We start from the raw sequence: 17141 nt of genomic DNA, 5'->3' as shown, positions 1-17141 counted from the left end.
TACTCATATGGCCGCCCCGAAACAGTCCCAGCCGAGCCCGTCACCCACGCCGTTCGTGCTCGCCGTCGCAGTGGTCGCGTCGCTCGCCGCCACCTACTTCATGCTGCCCGGCGCGCTGGTGCTGTGGCTCGGCATGCTCATCGCCGCGGCGATGGCGCAGCCTCCGCAGCTCACGGGGCCGAAAGACCCGATGACGCAGTATCCGGGACCGGGGAATCCGGGGGAACAACGGAAACTGAACAGTTACCGTTTCTGGCAGGAGATGAAAGGGGCGCTGTGGCTGCCAGAAGTGCCATGGCCGGTGACCTGGTCCCAGGTGGCGGGGCTCGGGGTCGCCGCGATGGTATTCACGCTCCCGACAACGACGCTTGCGCCCGAGTGGGCGTGGGTGAACGCGGTAGCCGCGTATCTTCTCATCACAAAGACCGCCGCGACGAAGCGCCGGTTCGCCGCCGAAGGCGACCTCAAACCCGCGACCGAGGTCGCCACGCTCGTGAAGCGTGCCTCGGGCTCGGGAGCACAGATGGCGCAGGTCATCATCACGGCGGCGGCGGCGATCCTTGTGGGCGGCGGAGTGATGGTCGCGGCGATCGTGTACGACTGGTATCTGGTGTGGCCTCATGCTGTGCTCGCGGCCGGGGCGGGAATCACCGCAGCGGCCATCTTCGGGCACGCGTTCGTGGTGAAAGAGACGCTCACTCCGTGGCGCGAGACCAGTGAAGCGCGGGCGGAGTGGAAGAGCCGTTTTGAATCCATGGCGAAGGTGAAAGAGTTCCCTCGCCTGGTAAGCCATCGCCGGATCGGCGCGCACGGCGAGGGCCGTATCGACGTGTTTGAAGCTCCCGCTTCCGAAGGCGCCCGGAATTGGATTCCCATGCCGGTCGGAGTGGAGCCGACCCTGCCCCCGAACACGCTGGCGTGTTTCAAAAGCACTCCGGACGTGGACGCGGAAGGGCAGCCGATCACGGTGAGCCGGTCGGCGTTGAGGTTCCAGGCCTTGACCTGGCGCGGCGACCAGACCCCTGACATTACGATGCCAGAGATTGAGCCGGACGTGCTAACAGCGTTCCTGGACCTGTACGTCTCGAAAACCGCCATCGACGACTTCGGGGCGGACTATGAGCTCATCGCGACCGGCCCTCCAGAGGCGCTGCATGCGGACGGTTCGCAGACCGCGGCTTGGAAAGTGGAGTACGCGTTCCCGGCCGCGGACTATGACGTCGCCCACTCGGTGCGCATCGCGGCAGAAAAGATGCGCATGCACCTGGGAGTGGAGGCGTACTCTCAGGGGAGCGCCCTCTACGTGGGTGCCGTGACCGCTGAGACCACTGAACTGCGTGACAGCAGCATTATCGAGGAGCTCGAAGCGGAAGCAGAACGCACCGCATGGAATACCCGTTGGACGGACATGGCCTCGAATCTGCAGGCGCCGTCTTACCGGCCTGAAATGAACCTGTCGTCCAGCGTGCGCGTGACGAGCCACAGCTCACCGCTCGCGATCGAACGGCGTGTGTTCCTCACGCCGAACGGTGGCGACCCGGAGACGTACTTCGCGAAAGTGAACGTCGAACAGCTTCGGACTGCGCTGGATGCAAAACCGTGGGCGGCGATGAGCCACTACACCGACGCGCGCGGCCGCTTCCCCGGCGCCCTGGCGGTGTATTTCTCAGAGGTCGCCATTCCGCGGAACCCTGCTGACATTTCCCCGGCCGGGGACCAGCCTGAGCGCGCCACTCGTGCACGCCCGGGTGGCCGGCCGGGAGCGAAGCCAGCGGTGCCTGAAGCAGCGCTGTGGGCGATCACAGGGGCGCTGAATGAAGGGTTCAACAGTGCGAAGCTCACCCGCCCGGAGGTGCTGCGCGTGGAGCCGCTCACAGACCGCACCTCAGGCACGCACATTTGGAGCCTGATCATGAGGCTGCATAAGGGTGTGACGGCCGCTGACGTGAAACGTAACGCGGAGCGGATTAGGCAGACGCTCGGCTGTGACTGGTTCCGGGTGACGGAGCACCGGGACGGCTGCCAGATTGTGTGCGGCGCTTCGCCGACCCATCCCCGGGTGCGGTTCGCTACTCCTGAGCAGGAGCAGGTCGCGGCGAGCCTCGACTGGGAGCAGGCGTTCCTCGACTCGAAGATTGCGTCCACGGACGGCCGGGTGCCGCAGCTCACGAAGATGAGCACACTGCCGAAGAACGAGCTAGTGAAGCAGATCACGTTCACCATGCCGCCCGGGGTGGACCTTGCGAAAATGCGTGACAAGATCGGCATGCTCTCGAGCGCGACGAATAATGCGTTCCTCGACATTCAGCAGGGGCAGGAAGCAAAAGAGGCGGTGGTGCGGGCCGCGGTGCTCAGCCCGATGCCGAAGCTTGCGCCGTTCGACTGGGACGAGATTCACGCCTCGAACGCGGCCCCGTTCGCCACGAACATTGAGGGTGAGCCGGTCTCGTTCTCCCCGAAAAAGATGGTGCATGCGCTTATTCTGGGCGGTAGTGGCAGCGGCAAGCAGCAACCCCTCTCGACCCGTATCCCTGTCCCGGTGTCGACGAAGTATCCGCGCGGCTGGGCCACGGTCGGGGACCTGGACGTCGGCGACACGGTGTACGGTGCGCATGGTGAAACCGCCCGCATCACGAGCTTCACGGACACGAGGACAGAGCCGGTGTACGTGTTCGAGCTGAGTGACGGTCAGGAAGTGCGCTCGTCAGCCCATCACCTGTGGCCGGTCCGCTCGATCAGTAATCGGAAGAAGCTCAGCGGCGAGCGCGGACACTGCACCGCCGTTGCGCGCCAGAAGTTGCTGGATGAAGCGGCCCGGTTCCGCCGCCGCGCTATTGAGGTCGGCCCGGAAGTGGGAGCCACCGCCCCGCAGATCGCTGAACTCGCCGGGATCAGTTACACTCAGCTGCGGTACGCCGAGGTGCTGCACGAGGATCTGCAGCGCACCGCGCTCATACCGACCCAGAAATCTGCACAGGCGTACGACATGACTCGTGCGTTGGAAGAAATGACTCGAGTAGCCCACCAGCGCGGCGCGTACCGGATTGACGGCCATCAGTGGACGGCCCAGGATCTGTCCGACTTGGAACTTGACGGGCAATGGCTGCCGATCTGCACCCTCGCAGATGTGCTCGTCCGGGGCGACTCGTCTCGTGTTCAGCGCAAGGCGGTACGTGCCATGATCGACCGCGCCGGAGCACTGGCTCGCCCCGGCACCGCTTGGCAGCGGCAGACCGTCTACCCGGCCGATGAGATTCTCACACTCCTGGCTGGGGCCTGGGAGGTCCGCGCAGCCGGTCACGCTCCCGCTCCGGTGCAGGTCGTTCGCACTGAAGAGATCGTCCGGCGGCTGCATTCCGAGCGTGGCGGGGCGAACTGGTCTATTGACCTGGCAGCTGCGATCGAGGGTGAAGATATAGACCTACCCCTTGATCCGTACGTGCTGGGGGTCTGGCTTGGGGACGGCTCGTCAGGCACGGGCGCGATTACCAGCATGGATACTGAGATTATTGATCGCGTCGTTGAGGCAGGCTTCACTGTATCCTCGGTTCGACAGAAGTCGAACACTCTGGCATCTACCTATCGACATGATCGCCTGTGGGCTTCCCTTCGCACGCTAGGGCTTGAAGAGCTTCGCACGGCGAAGGGCTCGATCAAGCTGAACAAGCGCATTCCAGCGACATATCTCAGAGCATCACGGACGCAGCGCTTGGAACTCCTGCAGGGGCTCATGGATACGGATGGCACAATAGGCGAGGGTAACTCGTCGTGCGAGTTCTCAGTCACACACGAGGGCCTTGCGCACGACTTCCTCGAGCTTGCACGCACGTTGGGGATCAAGGCAGGCATCCGTTCCTCCCCTGCGTCCTACACTCTCGAAGACGGCTCAAGAGTGTTCCCTGGAAGCACTCGCTACCGGGTGATTTTTACGACCATGCTGCCAGTGTTCAAACTGACACGCCAGATCAACCGTCTGCCCGCACAAGTGCGCAGCACCCAGGAGCGGCTCTACATCATCAACGTGCGCGTGGAAAAATCGGAGCCGCAGCGATGCTTGAGGATTGATTCACCGTCGCACGTGTATCTGACGGACGGGTTCGTTCCGACGCACAACTCAGCCGCTATTCAAGCGATCCTCACGCCGGCCGCAATTCGGGGCTGGGAGCTGTGGATCCTTGATTCGGTGAAGGGCGCTGCTGACTTTAAGTTCCTGGAGCCGTACGCGAAAGGGTTTGCCACGAAGCCGGAGACGGTCGCCGAGGCGCTGCGTCTGGTGTATGAGGAGGTTGTGCGCCGGAAGGACATGAACTCGCAGTACGGTGTCTCGCATGTGTCTGATCTTCCTGCCGCGGTGCGACCGCGGCAGATTGTCGTGATGATCGACGAGCTGCTGAGCGCGGTCACGAAGGACCCGGTGCCGAAAACGACCGGCCAGGAGGGTGAGGATGAGCTGCGCGACATTGAGGAGAAGCGCGCCCTGAACATGGTGAAAGCGCAGATCGGTACGATCCTCGGGCGCATCTCGCGCGAGGCGCGTTCGGCGGGCGTGACACTGATTTCGGCGAGCCAGTCGCTCACGAAGCAGGAGACCGACGGCGTGCCGGGGGTGTTCGATGTGAAGAAGCAGGCCGGTGCGCGCATTCTGCTGGGTAAGTCGAACTACGGCCAGCGGATGGGCGCGTTCAACGACCCTGATTCCGCGCCTGATCTTGGCGAGGATGTGCCGCGCGGCCGCGGCATTATGGAGACGCCCGAGGGCGCTCCTGTGGTGCTGCAGTCCTGGTTTGATGGCCGCCCGAAGCTTCCGAACGGGGATGACAACCCCGATGTCGGCGCTGAGCATATGGAGTCTATGCTGCGCCAGATCGCAGGCGTACGCGACCCGGAGACCGACACGCTGCGTGACGCTGATCTGATGCCGAAGAACGCCGGGATCGACGTGTTCGGCGCGGTGATCACTGAGCCTGAGCTAGATGACGAAGCGCATGAGGAAGAGGTGGTCGATCTCGGCGAGCTGGAGATCGACCTGGACTTCGATTTCAGCTTCGATGACGACGAAGATGGTAGCGGCGGAAGAGAGGTAGTGCCGGAAGCTCAGGTGGAGGTTGAACCTGAGATTGAAGCTGAGCCTGAGCTCGCCGTCGCGCCCCTGCCGGAACCGGTCTTTGACGTGGCTGAGGCAGGAGCAGCGCCTCCAGTGCATGTCGAACCTGAACCTGAACCTGCCACGTCTCCCGCGCCGCCGGCGGTCCCTGTGCCTGTGTTCCAGCCGCTCGCCCCTCCTGTGTCGTTTCAACCGCTGTCTGCTCCGGCGGCGCGCCCTGCGCCGATGACCGTTCCGGAGCCAGTCTCAGCACCCGTGGCCGAACCAACTCCGCCGCCACCTGCTGTTCCCGCTCCGGTCACCCCGCCCGCTCAGACTGAGGCGCCGAAATTTGAGGCGGCCAAGCCGAAAGGGCCGGTCAGGCCGGTCATCAATATCGAGTTCTGATCCGGGCCCGGGTCTTGCGTAGCCCGGGACTAGTGCGAGAACATGGGCACGGGCGGCCCCGCGCCGTCCGTGCGGAAAGGAGCCCATGATGAACTGGACCCCGAGAGAGCGCCGAGACGGCACCTGGACGGTGGAGCACGCCGGTGGTCAGCCCGCGCCTCTGCCGCTGCCGCCGCTCGGTGAAGCAGACGCCGTACTGCTGGCGACGCGGTTGAACCGAGCGGGTGCGGATCACGAAGCGCTGCAAGCCGCGCTGGCAGGAGAGCCGCTCACTCCTACCGGCGTGTTTCACGCGATCGACCTCGCCGAGCTGGAACGAGAGAATTAGCGGGCGCCCGCGCAAACAAGCGAGCCCACCCAGGGTATGCGATTCTCTGGGTGGGCTCGCTTGTTTGCGCGGGCGCTAAAACGCGGGGATGCCCTGGACGGGCTCATACCCGTCGCCTTCACGCAGCGGGATCGCGGGTGTGAGTGGCGTGAAGTCTTCCGGGCAGTACGGCAGCTCTTCGGGGATCAGCTCCCCGTCTGCGGCCGCGAGTCTGAGATGAGACATGCGCTCACTCTACCCGGTCACGCCGGCGGCGCCGGAGATGTAGGCGAGCACGACGTACGGGCCCGCCCCGGCGATGATGTACAGCGCGATCGTGAGCGAGGCTCGCCCGACAGTGTGCACCGCCTCGGAGATGGCGTGCACGCCGCGCAGCGCGGTGCCTGTTTGAGCGCCGTGCGCCGCGAGACACGCAACCGACGCTACGAGGCTTACCTGGGTGGCGAGACCGAACGCTGGGCCGGTGATCGCCAGCCCCACCGCCACGAACGAGGCCACCACGGCACCGCCGAGCGCTGTGAGTCTCAGATGCAGACCTGTGAACCGCGTCCTGGGCCAGCGCAGTGATGCACCAGCAGTCGCCAGCCAAGCCAGGCCGGGGAGGATCAGGAGCCACCAGAGCTGTATCTGGACGGCAGTGGCGATAAGCATCGGCAGCACGACCGCCCCGATGAATGCGCCTGCCCAGCGCGCGGCGGGCTTGAGCGCGAGCACCAGGCGTCGGTGCCGACCGATCCCACCGAGCGCGAACCCGGTCACCGCCGCCGCTGACCCGAGCAGTGTCCCGTTCAGGCCTGCCACCGGGTCGGTAGCCGCGGCGATGTAGGACGCGGCGGCGAGCGCCACCCAGGCGATCGCCGCCGCCAGGGAGAATCCGTTGATCCTTCCGGCGGCGGCGCGGAGGCGGCGTGCTAGACGGCCCACTGGCTGGCGCTTTCAAGCTTCTGCGGGGAGAGCTTCATGCTCGCGAAGTCGATGCCGACGTTCGGGTCGTATTCGCTGTCCGCCCCGAGGAGGCGAATGTCATGCACGACCCGCACCTTGCGGTTGCCGCCTTCCATTTTCTCCATGCCGATATTGACCATCACCTTATGGCCGCGCAGCGACCCGGCGTAGTTCGCGAGCGCGGCCGCGCCGCCGCCGTCGGTGGTGATGCCGGTGCGGAAGTATTCCTGCCCGGCGGGCGCAAATTCGGGATGCACCTTGGTCTTGAGGATGATGATGGCGCGGTTCGAAGAAATCTCACGGTCCACGTGCAGCACGGTGCCGGTGAACTTCTTCCACTCAGCGACGTCGCGCAGCCGCCATTCGATGCTTTCGAGTGCGCCGTCTGCGAGGGAGGCAGGGGTGTAGAGCGGCGCGATGCGCTCCATTTCGGCGGTGATCTGCGCAATGCTCGCACCGGGGCCGGCGGACATGACCGCGAGGCGCATGATTTCTGAGCGCTGCTCAGGGGTGAATTTGAAGGGCTCGGCCATGATGAATCTCCTTGAATGGGGCGGTTAGGCGGTGAACGGGGTGGTTTCAGCGGCGGGGAAGAGCGCCGGGAGCTGCTCGACGCCCTCGTGGGTGAGGGAGACGGCGGCGTGCACTTCATCCATGGAGCGCATCAGGAACATGGCCGTGTTTTCGACGCGCTGGATCCAAGCGACCCAGGCGGCTTCGTCCGCGCCGAACGGGGCGTCGAACGTCATCATCACGCGCTTGACGTGGAACAGGGCGCGACTGGCGGCGCCGACCTGCATGCCCTGGGTGCCGGTGAGGTCGTACTGCACGCGGGTGGCCATGCGGGCGATCAGCTTCGACAGAGTGAGAAGCTGCGCGGGGCCGACACCGGCTGAGGTGCGGTTCTTGATGTATGAGAACGCGAAATCTTCGATGTCGGCGATGTTCTTCGCCGCCCAGCTGTTGAGGTTCAAGACGCCCTCGATCGCTTCGACGGAGGGGAGTGCTTCGGCGCGTGGGGCCTGGGTGATGGTGGTCATGACGTTCAATTCCTTTGATGGGTCGGCGGCCACGGCCGGTGCGGGGGTGGCATGTATCGCTATAGGACGCGGGGCAGACTCTTCGTTTTCGAGCCGGTCGCGTTCCGCGAACTCGGCATAATATGCGTCGTCGTGGAGTCCTACATTCGTGCCGTCGCGGCGCACGACAGGGATGCCGAGCGCTACAGAGGGCCGCTTTCCGGCGGCGGAGCGAGTGGCTTTCAACGCTTTCGCCCGCATCGTTTCGAGGCTGTTGTAGCGGTTCGCTCGGGCATCTTCGACACGCGGTATTTTCGCTACCGGGCAGGAGCGGGCCAGGTCGCACCAGCCGCACAGCCCGCCGGGTTTCACGGGGAAGCTGCGCTGAGAGACCATGAGTGTGAGGCGTTCTCGGGCGACCGAGAACCGGGTGAGGCGTTCGGTCACCCCGGCGGCGTCGAGCGCGATATTGCGGCGGTGCGGCTCCCGCGGATACAGGATGTTCAGCTCTTTGACCTGCACGTCGAGGTTTGTTTCCGCGAGGTCCTGGTACAGGAACGCCTGGTCTTTGTAGCTGTCCTGGAACTTCGGGTTCGGTTCACCTTTCCATTCGCCGTACTTGTAATCGACCACGCGCACGCCGCCGCAGGGCAGTCGGTCGAGCCGGTCGATTTTGCCGGTGGAGACGATGCCGTTCGAGGTTTTATCCCCGGCGAACTCGTACTCGGTGCCGATCACGTCGATCTCTTGCGGGTTCTCGAGCATCAGGTCGCGCAGCGCCCACTCTTCGATCGTGGCGTGCCATTCAGCTTTCAGCTTCCGGTTCGCTTCCAACGTCATGGGGAACTCGTCGGCGAGTTTGTCGGTGGACCAGAATTTCTCGGACACTTCCTCGGCGATCTGCCGGAACGCGTCCTCAGTGCGCTGGAGCGGGGGCCGCTCGTACAGGTGCTCCATCACGTCGTGCGCGCCGGAGCCTTTCACGTTCGCGTCGAACGGGTGCTCCTGCCGGGGAAGGTTCTGTTTCGCGAGGTGCGCAGCAGGGCAGTCGCGGTCGCCGATGCTGTCGGCAATGGAGTGGGAGAGCCGTTCGCGGTCAGCATTCTTCGCCTGCTCTTCGTTACAGGTCAACATGTAACTGCCGTCGAGCTGCTCCTCGAACCGCATCCCGGCGACGGATTTCGGGCGACGTTTGCGTGGGCTAGACAAGGGCTCCTCCGAGCTGGCTGGGGTTATGCACCTGCGGAGTGCGGGCTTTGTTTTTGAAGACGCGCAGCATGAGACCGGGGCAGCCGATCATGAGGGAGCATTTCTGCCCGGCGGGCGGGTTTTTCTGCACGAGCCGCCAGCGATGGCAGACGGGGCAGTAGCTCAGTGTGCGCAGCGGGCTGCGGCGGAGGCGGTGAATGACATAGTCGTAATCGTCGAGGAGCTGCTGCTGTTCAGGCGTGACGCGCACCCGCTGCTGCACCTCCTCAGATTCGACGAGCGACTGCCAGTCGTTGCAACCCGCCGCGGCCATAACGAGCAGCGCGAGGTGAGCGGCCTGCGGGAGGGGAGGGAGGCTCGTGTCCTGCTCCACCCATTTCACTTTCAGCGTTCGTGCTTTAGCCACGGCGGTCACCTTTCCAGTCGCGGGTGAGGATCCAGCCGCCGAGCGCCGCGACGGCAATGCTGAGCACGCCGATCCCATCGAACCGGAACTCTCCCACCGCGATGCGCACGACGGCGACGAGCACGGGCTGTACGAACAGGAGCAGTGCTCCGACGAGCGGCATGATCCAAGCGGAGGGCGAGGCGGGAGTGGTGGTGCGCGTCATGGTTTTCTTCCCAGACCGGGACCCTCCCGGTCTTGCTACCTGCCCTATAGGACGCGCGAAACACTTGCCTGCGCTGCTTTGAACCGCACCACGGTGCGTTCTGAGCTGTGCTTCCGGTTCAGTGCCCAGGGAGCAGCAAGCTCACCCGCGCTCACCCGGGCAGCCTGGCCAAGCCGGTGGTGAGAAATGCGGCACCACCATTGCCATACTCAAGCCAGTCGTCCGACCCCAGCAGCTCATGAGCCGCCTGGGTCACGTCGACCGGGGCGGCGTTGTGCGACCCGGTGAATGCTGCGATTCTGATGTCCACAGGGCGCGGGTTCGCTGTTTGCTTCATCGCTCGAAGTAGAGCGACCACGGTTTCGGCCGACAAGGGCGCAGTCGTATCCACTTCGATGATGAGAAGTGCTCCGTGTTGGAATCCGGTCTTCGCCAGGCTGAAGCGATCGACCCGCACAACACGATCGTCAGCAGATAAGACAGCAGTCTCCACGCTGGTGCTTTCGTATCGCTCATTCGCTACCGAAGGGGACTCGTACGAGATTGGCAGAATCGACGTGCAGCCAGTCACGCACACCATGCACAGTGCAAGCCCGGCGACGAGGGCGCTGGAAGGTCGCATAATATTCCCTTCTGAAATCAAGGCCGAGTCTCAGCCGCTCAGCTCAGAACCGCACCACGGTGAGCCCGGTTTCTCCGCCCGGCGCGAGCGGCCCGAGCCTCGTGGTGCCGCCCCAGCCGCCGTGCACGGCTTGACCGTCGCCGATATAGACCGCGACGTGCTGCCCGGGGAAGACGAGCACATCGCCGGGCGCATAGTCGCCCGATGCGACGACAGCGCCACCGAGCGCGGTGTACTCATGCACCTGTGTGCCGAGGTCGCCGGCGGGGATACCGATCGCGCGGAGGGACTGCTCGACCAGCGCGGTACAGTCCTGCGCCACTCCGAGCTGCGCCAACGCCGCCGCCGCGATTCCTGCACCACCTTCGCCTGCGGGTATGTCCGGGCCCGCGGGGGCGGCGAGCTGGGCCTGCTGGGCTTCTGCGGCTGCGCGCCGCTGGGCTTGCTCTTCTTGACGGGCGACTTCGGCGGCGCTGAGCTCGCCTTCGACCTGTTGCAGTACAGCGGGCAAGACCTCGGTCTCGGTGGCGTCGAGTTGCTGCGCGGCAGCAAGGAAGCCGTCCGGGAGCGTGTCGGGCGATGCGCTGTGCGCCTGGGCGGGGAGCGCAAACGTTCCCACGAGACCGATGCTGAGCAGCGCGCCGAGCGCTAGGCGCAGTGACTGACCGAGCTTCTTCACCATGACATTTATGCGGCGGCCTGGGCACCGTGATGGGCGACGATATTGAGCACATCAGCGACGACTTCTCGGAGAAGGTCGAGCTCTGCTTCCGGATCAGACCAGACGGAGAGCCGGTCGAGCGCTTCGTCGAGCCGCTCCGCGCCAGGAGCACCGAGGAGTCCGAGGGATGCGAAGTGCAGCCAGCGTCTCACCGCACGCTGGAATATGTCGATGTCTTTGATCTGGTCGATCTCGATGAGCTGCGCGTTGATCGTGCGGCTGGTGTTGAGCCACTGGGCGTGCAGCAGGTCGTGGATCTGCGGGATGACCTGCGCGGCAATGTCGGAGCTGCTGGAAATGAAACGGTCTGAGAGGTCTATCCGGTCGAGGGCTGCGTCCGGCGCGCCACGCTGCCAGGCGTGTACGCGCTCATGCACGGCATGATCGTTTCGGTCAAGCCCTACGGTGGCGAGTACATCAAGCCATGTTCCGGTGCTGCTGTCGTAGAGTCCCGCTTCTTCGACCTGCACGAGCACGCGAACCGCCCATTCGGCGGTCGTTTCAGGGCGAAGCTGGGGCTCATCCGTTTCTTGCACGCGCAAACGCAGCCCGACAGGGAGGGGGAGCCAGAACAAGGGATGCCAGGCGAGGGAAGGATCGTACCGCAGGCGCTTACGGGCGCCATCCCGCTGGGCAGTGACAGGGAGGGGGATGGACACGACCGGGTGTACGGCAATGTCATCGTGGGGGAGCACGGAATCGGTGATGAACTTCCCGACACGCTGCACGAGCTCGTCAAGGTCTTCGGTGAGCAGGAGATCGTCTCCCGGGCCGGTGAGGTACTGCACTCTCGCGGGCATGGCGTCCCTTTCGCTGGACATGGGTGTGTTTACCCCTGACGCATGCGAACTGGTGAGGAGGGTGAGCGGGCACACAGTGAGCCCGGGCGGTTCGCATGCGTCATGGTCATGGGACCTGAAACTTCTGCCACGCTGCAGCACGGCGACTGCCTCGACCACCTCCGAGACTTGCCGGACCATTCGATCGACGCGATCGTCACCGACCCGCCGTACGGCCTGTCCAGTACTGGCACAGCGAAAGTGACAGAGGCGCTCACCCGCTGGATCGGCGGCGAGCGCGACTTCGTGCCGGCCGCGCGCGGATTTATGTCAGCCGCGTGGGACGGGTTCGTCCCGCCGCCCGCAGTGTGGGATGAGTGCCTGCGCGTGCTGAAGCCCGGCGGGCACATGGTGGTGTTTACGGGCGCACGCACCCAAGACCTCATGGGGCTGAGCGTGCGCCTGGCGGGCTTCGAGCTGCGCGACGGGCTCGGCTGGGCGCGCTCCGGTGGCATGCCGAAGACGCAGGATCTCGGGAAGCAGATGGCAAAAGCCGGGATCGAGCACGCTGACGAGTTCACCGGATGGAGCGCGGGCCTGAAACCCGCCATCGAGCCGATCCTGCTGGCGCGCAAGCCGTTTACGGGGTCGCTGACGAAGAACGCGGCAGAGCACGGAACCGGCGCACTCAACATCAACGCGACCCGTATCGCGCACCGCTCTGACGCTGACCGGGCGGAGTCCGAGGGAAAGAACAAGCATGCAGCGTACGGCACCGCCCCGGGCCGTAACGATGTCTTCGGCAACTACTCCATGGTCGCCTCGAAGGACTATGACGGCTCGCAGGGGCGCTGGCCGTCGAACCTGATCCTCGACCCCAGCCAAGCCGCTGAGCTCGACGCACAATCCGGCACTACACGCAGCCGTATCGGGGAGCCGCGCGGGTCAAAAGAGCCGGGCCACGGCTGGGGCGCCACGCACACCGGCACTGAGTACGACGACGAGGGCGGAGCGTCACGCTTCTTCCAGATCACCGAAGAGCTCGACGATCTCGACACCCGCCTGATTTTCGCTCCCCGCGCCCCCGCCTCAGAGCGGCCGATCGCAGATGGGGTGCAACACACCACGGTGAAGCCCCTGAGCCTCATGCGCTACCTCGTGCGGCTCATCACTCCGCCCGGCGGAACCGTCCTAGAACCGTTCGCCGGCAGCGGCACCACGGTGGAAGCGGCCCTCCTTGAAGGGTTCGATGTCATCGGCATTGAACGCGAAGCGGCGTACCTGCCGCTGATCGAGCAGCGCATTGCCCGGGCGCAGACAATCCTTACCGAAGGAGCCGCAGCGTGAGCGCGGTCAATGTGCTCCATGGCGACTGCCTGGAGTTGATGCGCACGCTCCCCGACCGGTCCATCGACGCGGTGGTCACGGACCCGCCGTACGGCCTCGCAAAGATCACCCGAAAAATGACCGAGGCCGCCGTCACCCAGTGGGTGTCCGGGAATCGCGCGTTCATTCCGGACGGGCGAGGGTTCGGGGGAGCGTCATGGGACCGGTTCGTGCCCCCTCCGGCGGTGTGGGATGAATGCCTGCGCGTACTGAAACCGGGCGGATTCCTGCTGTCGTTCGCGGGTACTCGCACGCAGGACCTGATGGGATTAAGCCTTCGGCTGGCGGGCTTTGAAGTCAGGGACGAAATCGGATGGTGTTATGTTCAGTCGTTCCCGAAAACTATGAACTTAGAGCTCGCGGCTCAAAAACAGGGGCTCGACCGCCCGGCCTACGGCACGCTCGGGACGGCACTGAAACCCGCGCATGAACCGATCCTGGTGTGCCAGAAACCCGTCGAAGGCACGGTCGTCGGGAATCTCGAAGCGTGGGGCACCGGGGCACTGAGTATTGACGAGGCGCGCATCCCCACGAGTGACAAGCTCGGCGGCGGATCCATGTCCGAGGGGAAGCAGATGTCCGGGGCGTGGAAGCGGCCCTGGATGGATTCCGACGACGGTCGCGCCGCCGCCCGGGCGCGTACAGCCCGTTCGGTCGCGAAAGCGGAAGAACTCGGACGGTATCCCGCGAACCTGATCTTCGACGAACCAAGCGGCGCCCTCCTCGATCAGGAGGCGGGCCGGCCGATCTCGAAAATGTTCTTCGCCGCGAAACCGGAAAAGAGCGAGAAACCATACGTCGAAGGCCGCACCCACGAAACAGTGAAGCCGCTCGCGCTCATGGAGTACCTCGTGAAGCTCGTCACCCCAGCAGGCGGTACGGTCCTAGACCCGTTCGCCGGCAGCGGCACTACCGCTGAGGCAGCGCTGCGCACCGGACGAAACGGGGTCGTGTGTGAGCGGGAAGAGGACTTTCTACCCCTCATCAAGCAGCGCATTGCCCGGGCAACCAAGCAGGGGTCGGTGGCGGCATGAGTGGAATGTTCGATCTTCACGCAGGTGACGTGCTCGATGTCTACCATCGCTGGCCGGAACCTGCGCTAATCATCAGTGACGGTGCGTACGGGGTGGGAGGGTTCCCTGGCGACCCTAAGAGCCCCGAGCGGTTGGCGGACTGGTATGCGCCTCACGTAGCTGCTTGGACACAAGCAGCTACCGGGCGCACGACGCTGTGTTTTTGGAACACAGAAATCGGCTGGGCTGAGGTGCACCCGCTGCTGCGCGAGGCGGGTTGGAAGTACGTCGAAACCGTCACCTGGGATAAGGGTGTTGGGCATGTGGCAGGCAACGTCAACGGTGACACTATCCGGCGATTCCCCGTGGTCACTGAGGTGTGCGCGATATACGAGAGGGCCACTGAGATTGCAGGCCAGGAAATGCAAGCCTGGCTGAGATCGGAATGGCAGCGCTCTGGCTTGCCTATGTATCTCGCAAACGAAGCATGCGGCGTTAAAAGCGCTGCGAGCCGCAAATGGCTCACCGCTGACCAGCTGTGGTACCAGCCTCCTCTTGAAGCCATTGAACTCATGGGGCGATACTGCGATGAGCACGGCGACCCAGATGGTGCACCGTACTTTGCGGCCTCAGCGACGGAGTGCGAGGCTGCTCGCGATCGGGACGCCTTAGCGCGGCAGGCACTCCGTCGTCCCTGGACCCATACGCATGGGCTCACGAACGTGTGGGATACGCCGTCGCTCAGGGGTGCTGAGCGCATCAAGACCGACGGTAAGGCGCTGCACCCAAATCAGAAGCCGCTCGAGCTGATGGCCCGCCTGGTGAGCGCCACTACGGAACCCGGTGACGTGGTGTGGGAGCCATTCGGCGGGTTAGCCAGCGCCTCTGTGGCGGCTGTCGAGGCTGGACGTCATGCCTACGTCTCGGAGAGCAACCAGCGCTTTGCTCAGGCCGCGCAGGAGCGCCTTACCTTGTCAAGACAGGGGTTGCTTGGCACTGAGCAGGTGGCGGCATGAGCGGAATGTCCAGCCACCAGAGCGGCCGCGCCGATACCACCACCTGGCTCACCCCGCCGGAGATACTCGAAGACCTCGGCCCGTTTGATCTTGACCCGTGTGCTGCGCCCGTCCCGCGCCCCTGGCCGAGCGCGGCACGACACATCACCTGGCCGACCGACGGGCTCGCCACCACGTGGGGTGACGATGAGCTCGTGTGGTGCAATCCTCCGTACGGACGCGAAACCTGGGCATGGCTCGAAAAGCTGGCGGCACATCCGGCCGGCGGGATCGCGCTGATTTTCGCACGCACGGAAACGGCAGGGTTTGTGGCGGCTGTCTGGCAGCAGGCGACGGCGCTGTTCTTTCTGCACGGGCGGCTGCATTTTCATCACGCCGACGGCACTCGAGCGCGCGCGAATGCTGGTGCGCCGAGCGTGCTGGTCGCGTATGGGGCTGAGGCGGCAGCGCGGCTAAGGCACTCCCGGCTGCCAGGCACGTTCGTGCATCTCGCTCAGCGCGGGTCGGCGTCCCATAGCGCAAGTGAACCTATCCCGACTTTCGCCGAGGAGCGCTCTTGAACACCCAACTCACTGACTCCCGCCCGCTCTACCGCGTGGAGGTGCGCCGCCCGGGCGGGCTCGGCGTCACGCACTATCTCGTGCGCAGCGAGACGGCCGATAGCGCCCGGACGGCTGCCGCGCGCCGCGCCCCGGCAGGGGCCCTGATCGGGGGTGCTCATGCCGCGCAAACGTGAACGCCAGAAGCCCGCGACGGCCGCGAATCCAGCGTTCGCGGAAGCGATGCGCGCGCTGCGGCAATCGAACGCCGCGGCTCCGCATGTTCCGGCGCCTCGGAAAGGCACGCGGCGTGTCCGGAAGCGCCGCGCGATCGACGAAGACGGCCGCGCATAGCGCTTGAAAGCATTTCACCCAAGAGGAAAGAGATTGACGTGAGCGTTATTGAACAAGCCATCGGCTTCATAGCTGCAGTGGTTTCGTTTGTGCTGTTTTTGCCCCAGGCGCAGCGAGCGTGGCAGTTTCGTCGCGACGCGCAGAGTTTGCGCGGAATTTCGGTGGGAACGCAGTTGCTCGTCCTGCTGAACGCTTCTCTCTGGGGCGCTTACGCTTTCATTACCGGCTCGTTCTGGGTGGGGGCTCCGGGGCTCGTGAACGCTCCCCTCGCGATGGCGATGATCGTGTTGATCCTGCGCTCGCGAAGACAGGCCGCGACGGAAGATGAGTGCCTGCTGTGCCGCGCCGGTGCTGTGCATGAAGTGTTCGTCACCGTTCCGCCTGGCTGGGGGAGTGTCGTTCCTTGCACGGCGGAGAATCGAAAGAACGGCATACCGACCACGGCTCTTCAGCAGAAGCAGCTTCGGCATGGGGCTGGAGTCTGATCATGCGAGATTTGCTCTTATTTGTTCTCGGTCTTATTACCGTTCCCGCGGTGCTTCTGCTCGGATGGGGCGCGCTGCTGCTGACGGGGCGGCTGCGCGGGTATTCGCATATCTGCGATGCCTGCGATTGGCCGTTTGCGGGCCTGCGGGAGAACTATCTCGCGTTTGACAACGACGACGAGTGGTGTGAGGAGGTTGAGTGCGGATTCGCGGACGAAGAGACCGCCCGCGCGCAGCTGCCGCATCACCCGTTACGGATCCATGCGATCTGCTCGCAGCTCTGGCACGACCAGGTCGTGATGCGGGATCGGATACATCGGGCGAGCTGGTCTGATCTGTTCGATCGCTCGCCCCGGGAGGATCAGGAGTCGATGCTGCCGTACGCGCACCGTTATGGCGCGCCGGGGCGGTCGCATGAGCTGCGTTCGGAAGAGGATCCTTCTGCCTGAGCTATTTCCTGGCCGCGGAGACGGTCGATTTCAGCGCACAGAGCGAGCACCCATTCTGCGAGCGCGTCAGACTCGGCGGATCCATCTACGGGGGCGTGCGCCGCGGCGCGGGCGGCAGTGGTGTCGATCATGCTCCCATTGTCCGCCGACAATGCAGTAGCGGGTGGCACGACG

General features: G+C 64.8%; 18 protein-coding genes. 9 read left to right on the top strand and 9 right to left on the bottom strand.

Translation table 11 applies throughout. The features are described 5' to 3' along the window. Nucleotides 1-7 precede the first annotated feature (7 nt). Together ACXR2T_RS05765 and ACXR2T_RS05760 are read left to right on the top strand one after the other, a co-directional pair. Nucleotides 8-5491: an LAGLIDADG family homing endonuclease gene (locus tag ACXR2T_RS05765; protein WP_458839175.1), complete on the top strand. Its 5484-nt coding sequence runs from the start codon at nucleotides 8-10 to the stop codon at nucleotides 5489-5491. A gap of 85 nt (nucleotides 5492-5576) precedes the next feature. Then, complete coding sequence (locus tag ACXR2T_RS05760; RefSeq protein ID WP_458839173.1) at nucleotides 5577-5819, top strand: hypothetical protein; 243 nt, start codon at nucleotides 5577-5579, stop codon at nucleotides 5817-5819. A 75-nt stretch (nucleotides 5820-5894) separates the two neighbouring features. On the opposite strand, the gene ACXR2T_RS05755 is transcribed toward ACXR2T_RS05760, so the two are convergent. The 9 genes from ACXR2T_RS05755 to ACXR2T_RS05715 all read right to left on the bottom strand — a co-directional run bounded on the left by ACXR2T_RS05755 (nucleotide 5895) and on the right by ACXR2T_RS05715 (nucleotide 11767). Continuing rightward, the gene (locus ACXR2T_RS05755; protein WP_458839171.1) at nucleotides 5895-6044 is read right to left on the bottom strand and encodes a hypothetical protein; all 150 of its coding nucleotides are present in this window, start codon (nucleotides 6042-6044) and stop codon (nucleotides 5895-5897) included. Between the two features lie 9 nt (nucleotides 6045-6053). Continuing rightward, nucleotides 6054-6743 (bottom strand): hypothetical protein, encoded by a 690-nt coding sequence (locus ACXR2T_RS05750; protein WP_458839170.1) that lies wholly within the window; start codon nucleotides 6741-6743, stop codon nucleotides 6054-6056. Further along, complete coding sequence (locus ACXR2T_RS05745) at nucleotides 6731-7297, bottom strand: hypothetical protein (RefSeq protein ID WP_458839168.1); 567 nt, start codon at nucleotides 7295-7297, stop codon at nucleotides 6731-6733. Before ACXR2T_RS05745 ends, ACXR2T_RS05750 begins: the two co-directional genes overlap by 13 nt. A 24-nt stretch (nucleotides 7298-7321) precedes the next feature. Then, nucleotides 7322-8992, bottom strand: a complete 1671-nt coding sequence (locus ACXR2T_RS05740; RefSeq protein ID WP_458839166.1) for a RecB family exonuclease — start codon at nucleotides 8990-8992, stop codon at nucleotides 7322-7324. Continuing rightward, the gene (locus ACXR2T_RS05735) at nucleotides 8985-9398 is read right to left on the bottom strand and encodes a hypothetical protein (protein ID WP_458839164.1); all 414 of its coding nucleotides are present in this window, start codon (nucleotides 9396-9398) and stop codon (nucleotides 8985-8987) included. The genes ACXR2T_RS05740 and ACXR2T_RS05735 overlap by 8 nt, the downstream gene beginning before the upstream one ends. Continuing rightward, the gene (locus ACXR2T_RS05730) at nucleotides 9391-9603 is read right to left on the bottom strand and encodes a hypothetical protein (RefSeq protein WP_458839162.1); all 213 of its coding nucleotides are present in this window, start codon (nucleotides 9601-9603) and stop codon (nucleotides 9391-9393) included. Before ACXR2T_RS05730 ends, ACXR2T_RS05735 begins: the two co-directional genes overlap by 8 nt. A 151-nt stretch (nucleotides 9604-9754) precedes the next feature. Then, complete coding sequence (locus ACXR2T_RS05725) at nucleotides 9755-10096, bottom strand: hypothetical protein (protein ID WP_458839160.1); 342 nt, start codon at nucleotides 10094-10096, stop codon at nucleotides 9755-9757. 172 nt (nucleotides 10097-10268) lie between these two features. Continuing rightward, complete coding sequence (locus ACXR2T_RS05720) at nucleotides 10269-10907, bottom strand: NlpC/P60 family protein (protein ID WP_458839158.1); 639 nt, start codon at nucleotides 10905-10907, stop codon at nucleotides 10269-10271. A 5-nt stretch (nucleotides 10908-10912) separates the two neighbouring features. Continuing rightward, nucleotides 10913-11767 carry a hypothetical protein gene (locus tag ACXR2T_RS05715; protein WP_458839156.1) on the bottom strand — a complete coding sequence of 285 codons (855 nt, stop codon included), beginning with the start codon at nucleotides 11765-11767 and terminating at the stop codon, nucleotides 10913-10915. An 81-nt stretch (nucleotides 11768-11848) separates the two neighbouring features. Between ACXR2T_RS05715 and ACXR2T_RS05710 the strand changes: the two genes are divergently transcribed. The 7 genes from ACXR2T_RS05710 (at nucleotide 11849) to ACXR2T_RS05680 (ending at nucleotide 16967) form a co-directional block, all read left to right on the top strand. Continuing rightward, nucleotides 11849-13072, top strand: a complete 1224-nt coding sequence (locus ACXR2T_RS05710; RefSeq protein ID WP_458839155.1) for a DNA-methyltransferase — start codon at nucleotides 11849-11851, stop codon at nucleotides 13070-13072. Next, nucleotides 13069-14145, top strand: a complete 1077-nt coding sequence (locus ACXR2T_RS05705; RefSeq protein WP_458839153.1) for a DNA-methyltransferase — start codon at nucleotides 13069-13071, stop codon at nucleotides 14143-14145. The genes ACXR2T_RS05710 and ACXR2T_RS05705 overlap by 4 nt, the downstream gene beginning before the upstream one ends. Then, nucleotides 14142-15140 (top strand): DNA methyltransferase, encoded by a 999-nt coding sequence (locus tag ACXR2T_RS05700; RefSeq protein ID WP_458839152.1) that lies wholly within the window; start codon nucleotides 14142-14144, stop codon nucleotides 15138-15140. Before ACXR2T_RS05705 ends, ACXR2T_RS05700 begins: the two co-directional genes overlap by 4 nt. Next, nucleotides 15137-15700: a DNA N-6-adenine-methyltransferase gene (locus tag ACXR2T_RS05695; RefSeq protein ID WP_458839151.1), complete on the top strand. Its 564-nt coding sequence runs from the start codon at nucleotides 15137-15139 to the stop codon at nucleotides 15698-15700. The genes ACXR2T_RS05700 and ACXR2T_RS05695 overlap by 4 nt, the downstream gene beginning before the upstream one ends. Further along, nucleotides 15697-15876, top strand: coding sequence for a hypothetical protein (locus ACXR2T_RS05690; RefSeq protein WP_458839149.1), 180 nt, complete (start codon nucleotides 15697-15699; stop codon nucleotides 15874-15876). The genes ACXR2T_RS05695 and ACXR2T_RS05690 overlap by 4 nt, the downstream gene beginning before the upstream one ends. Before the next feature lie 195 nt (nucleotides 15877-16071). Continuing rightward, nucleotides 16072-16518 (top strand): hypothetical protein, encoded by a 447-nt coding sequence (locus ACXR2T_RS05685; protein ID WP_458839148.1) that lies wholly within the window; start codon nucleotides 16072-16074, stop codon nucleotides 16516-16518. Between the two features lie 2 nt (nucleotides 16519-16520). After that, a complete protein-coding gene (locus ACXR2T_RS05680; RefSeq protein WP_458839146.1) occupies nucleotides 16521-16967 on the top strand; it encodes a hypothetical protein in 447 nt (148 codons plus the stop codon). Nucleotides 16968-17141: the final 174 nt, after the last annotated feature.

This window comes from Leucobacter faecis (assembly GCF_054456635.2).
The sequence above is the reverse complement of the archived record's forward strand: the minus strand, read 5'-3'. Positions and strand labels throughout refer to the sequence as shown.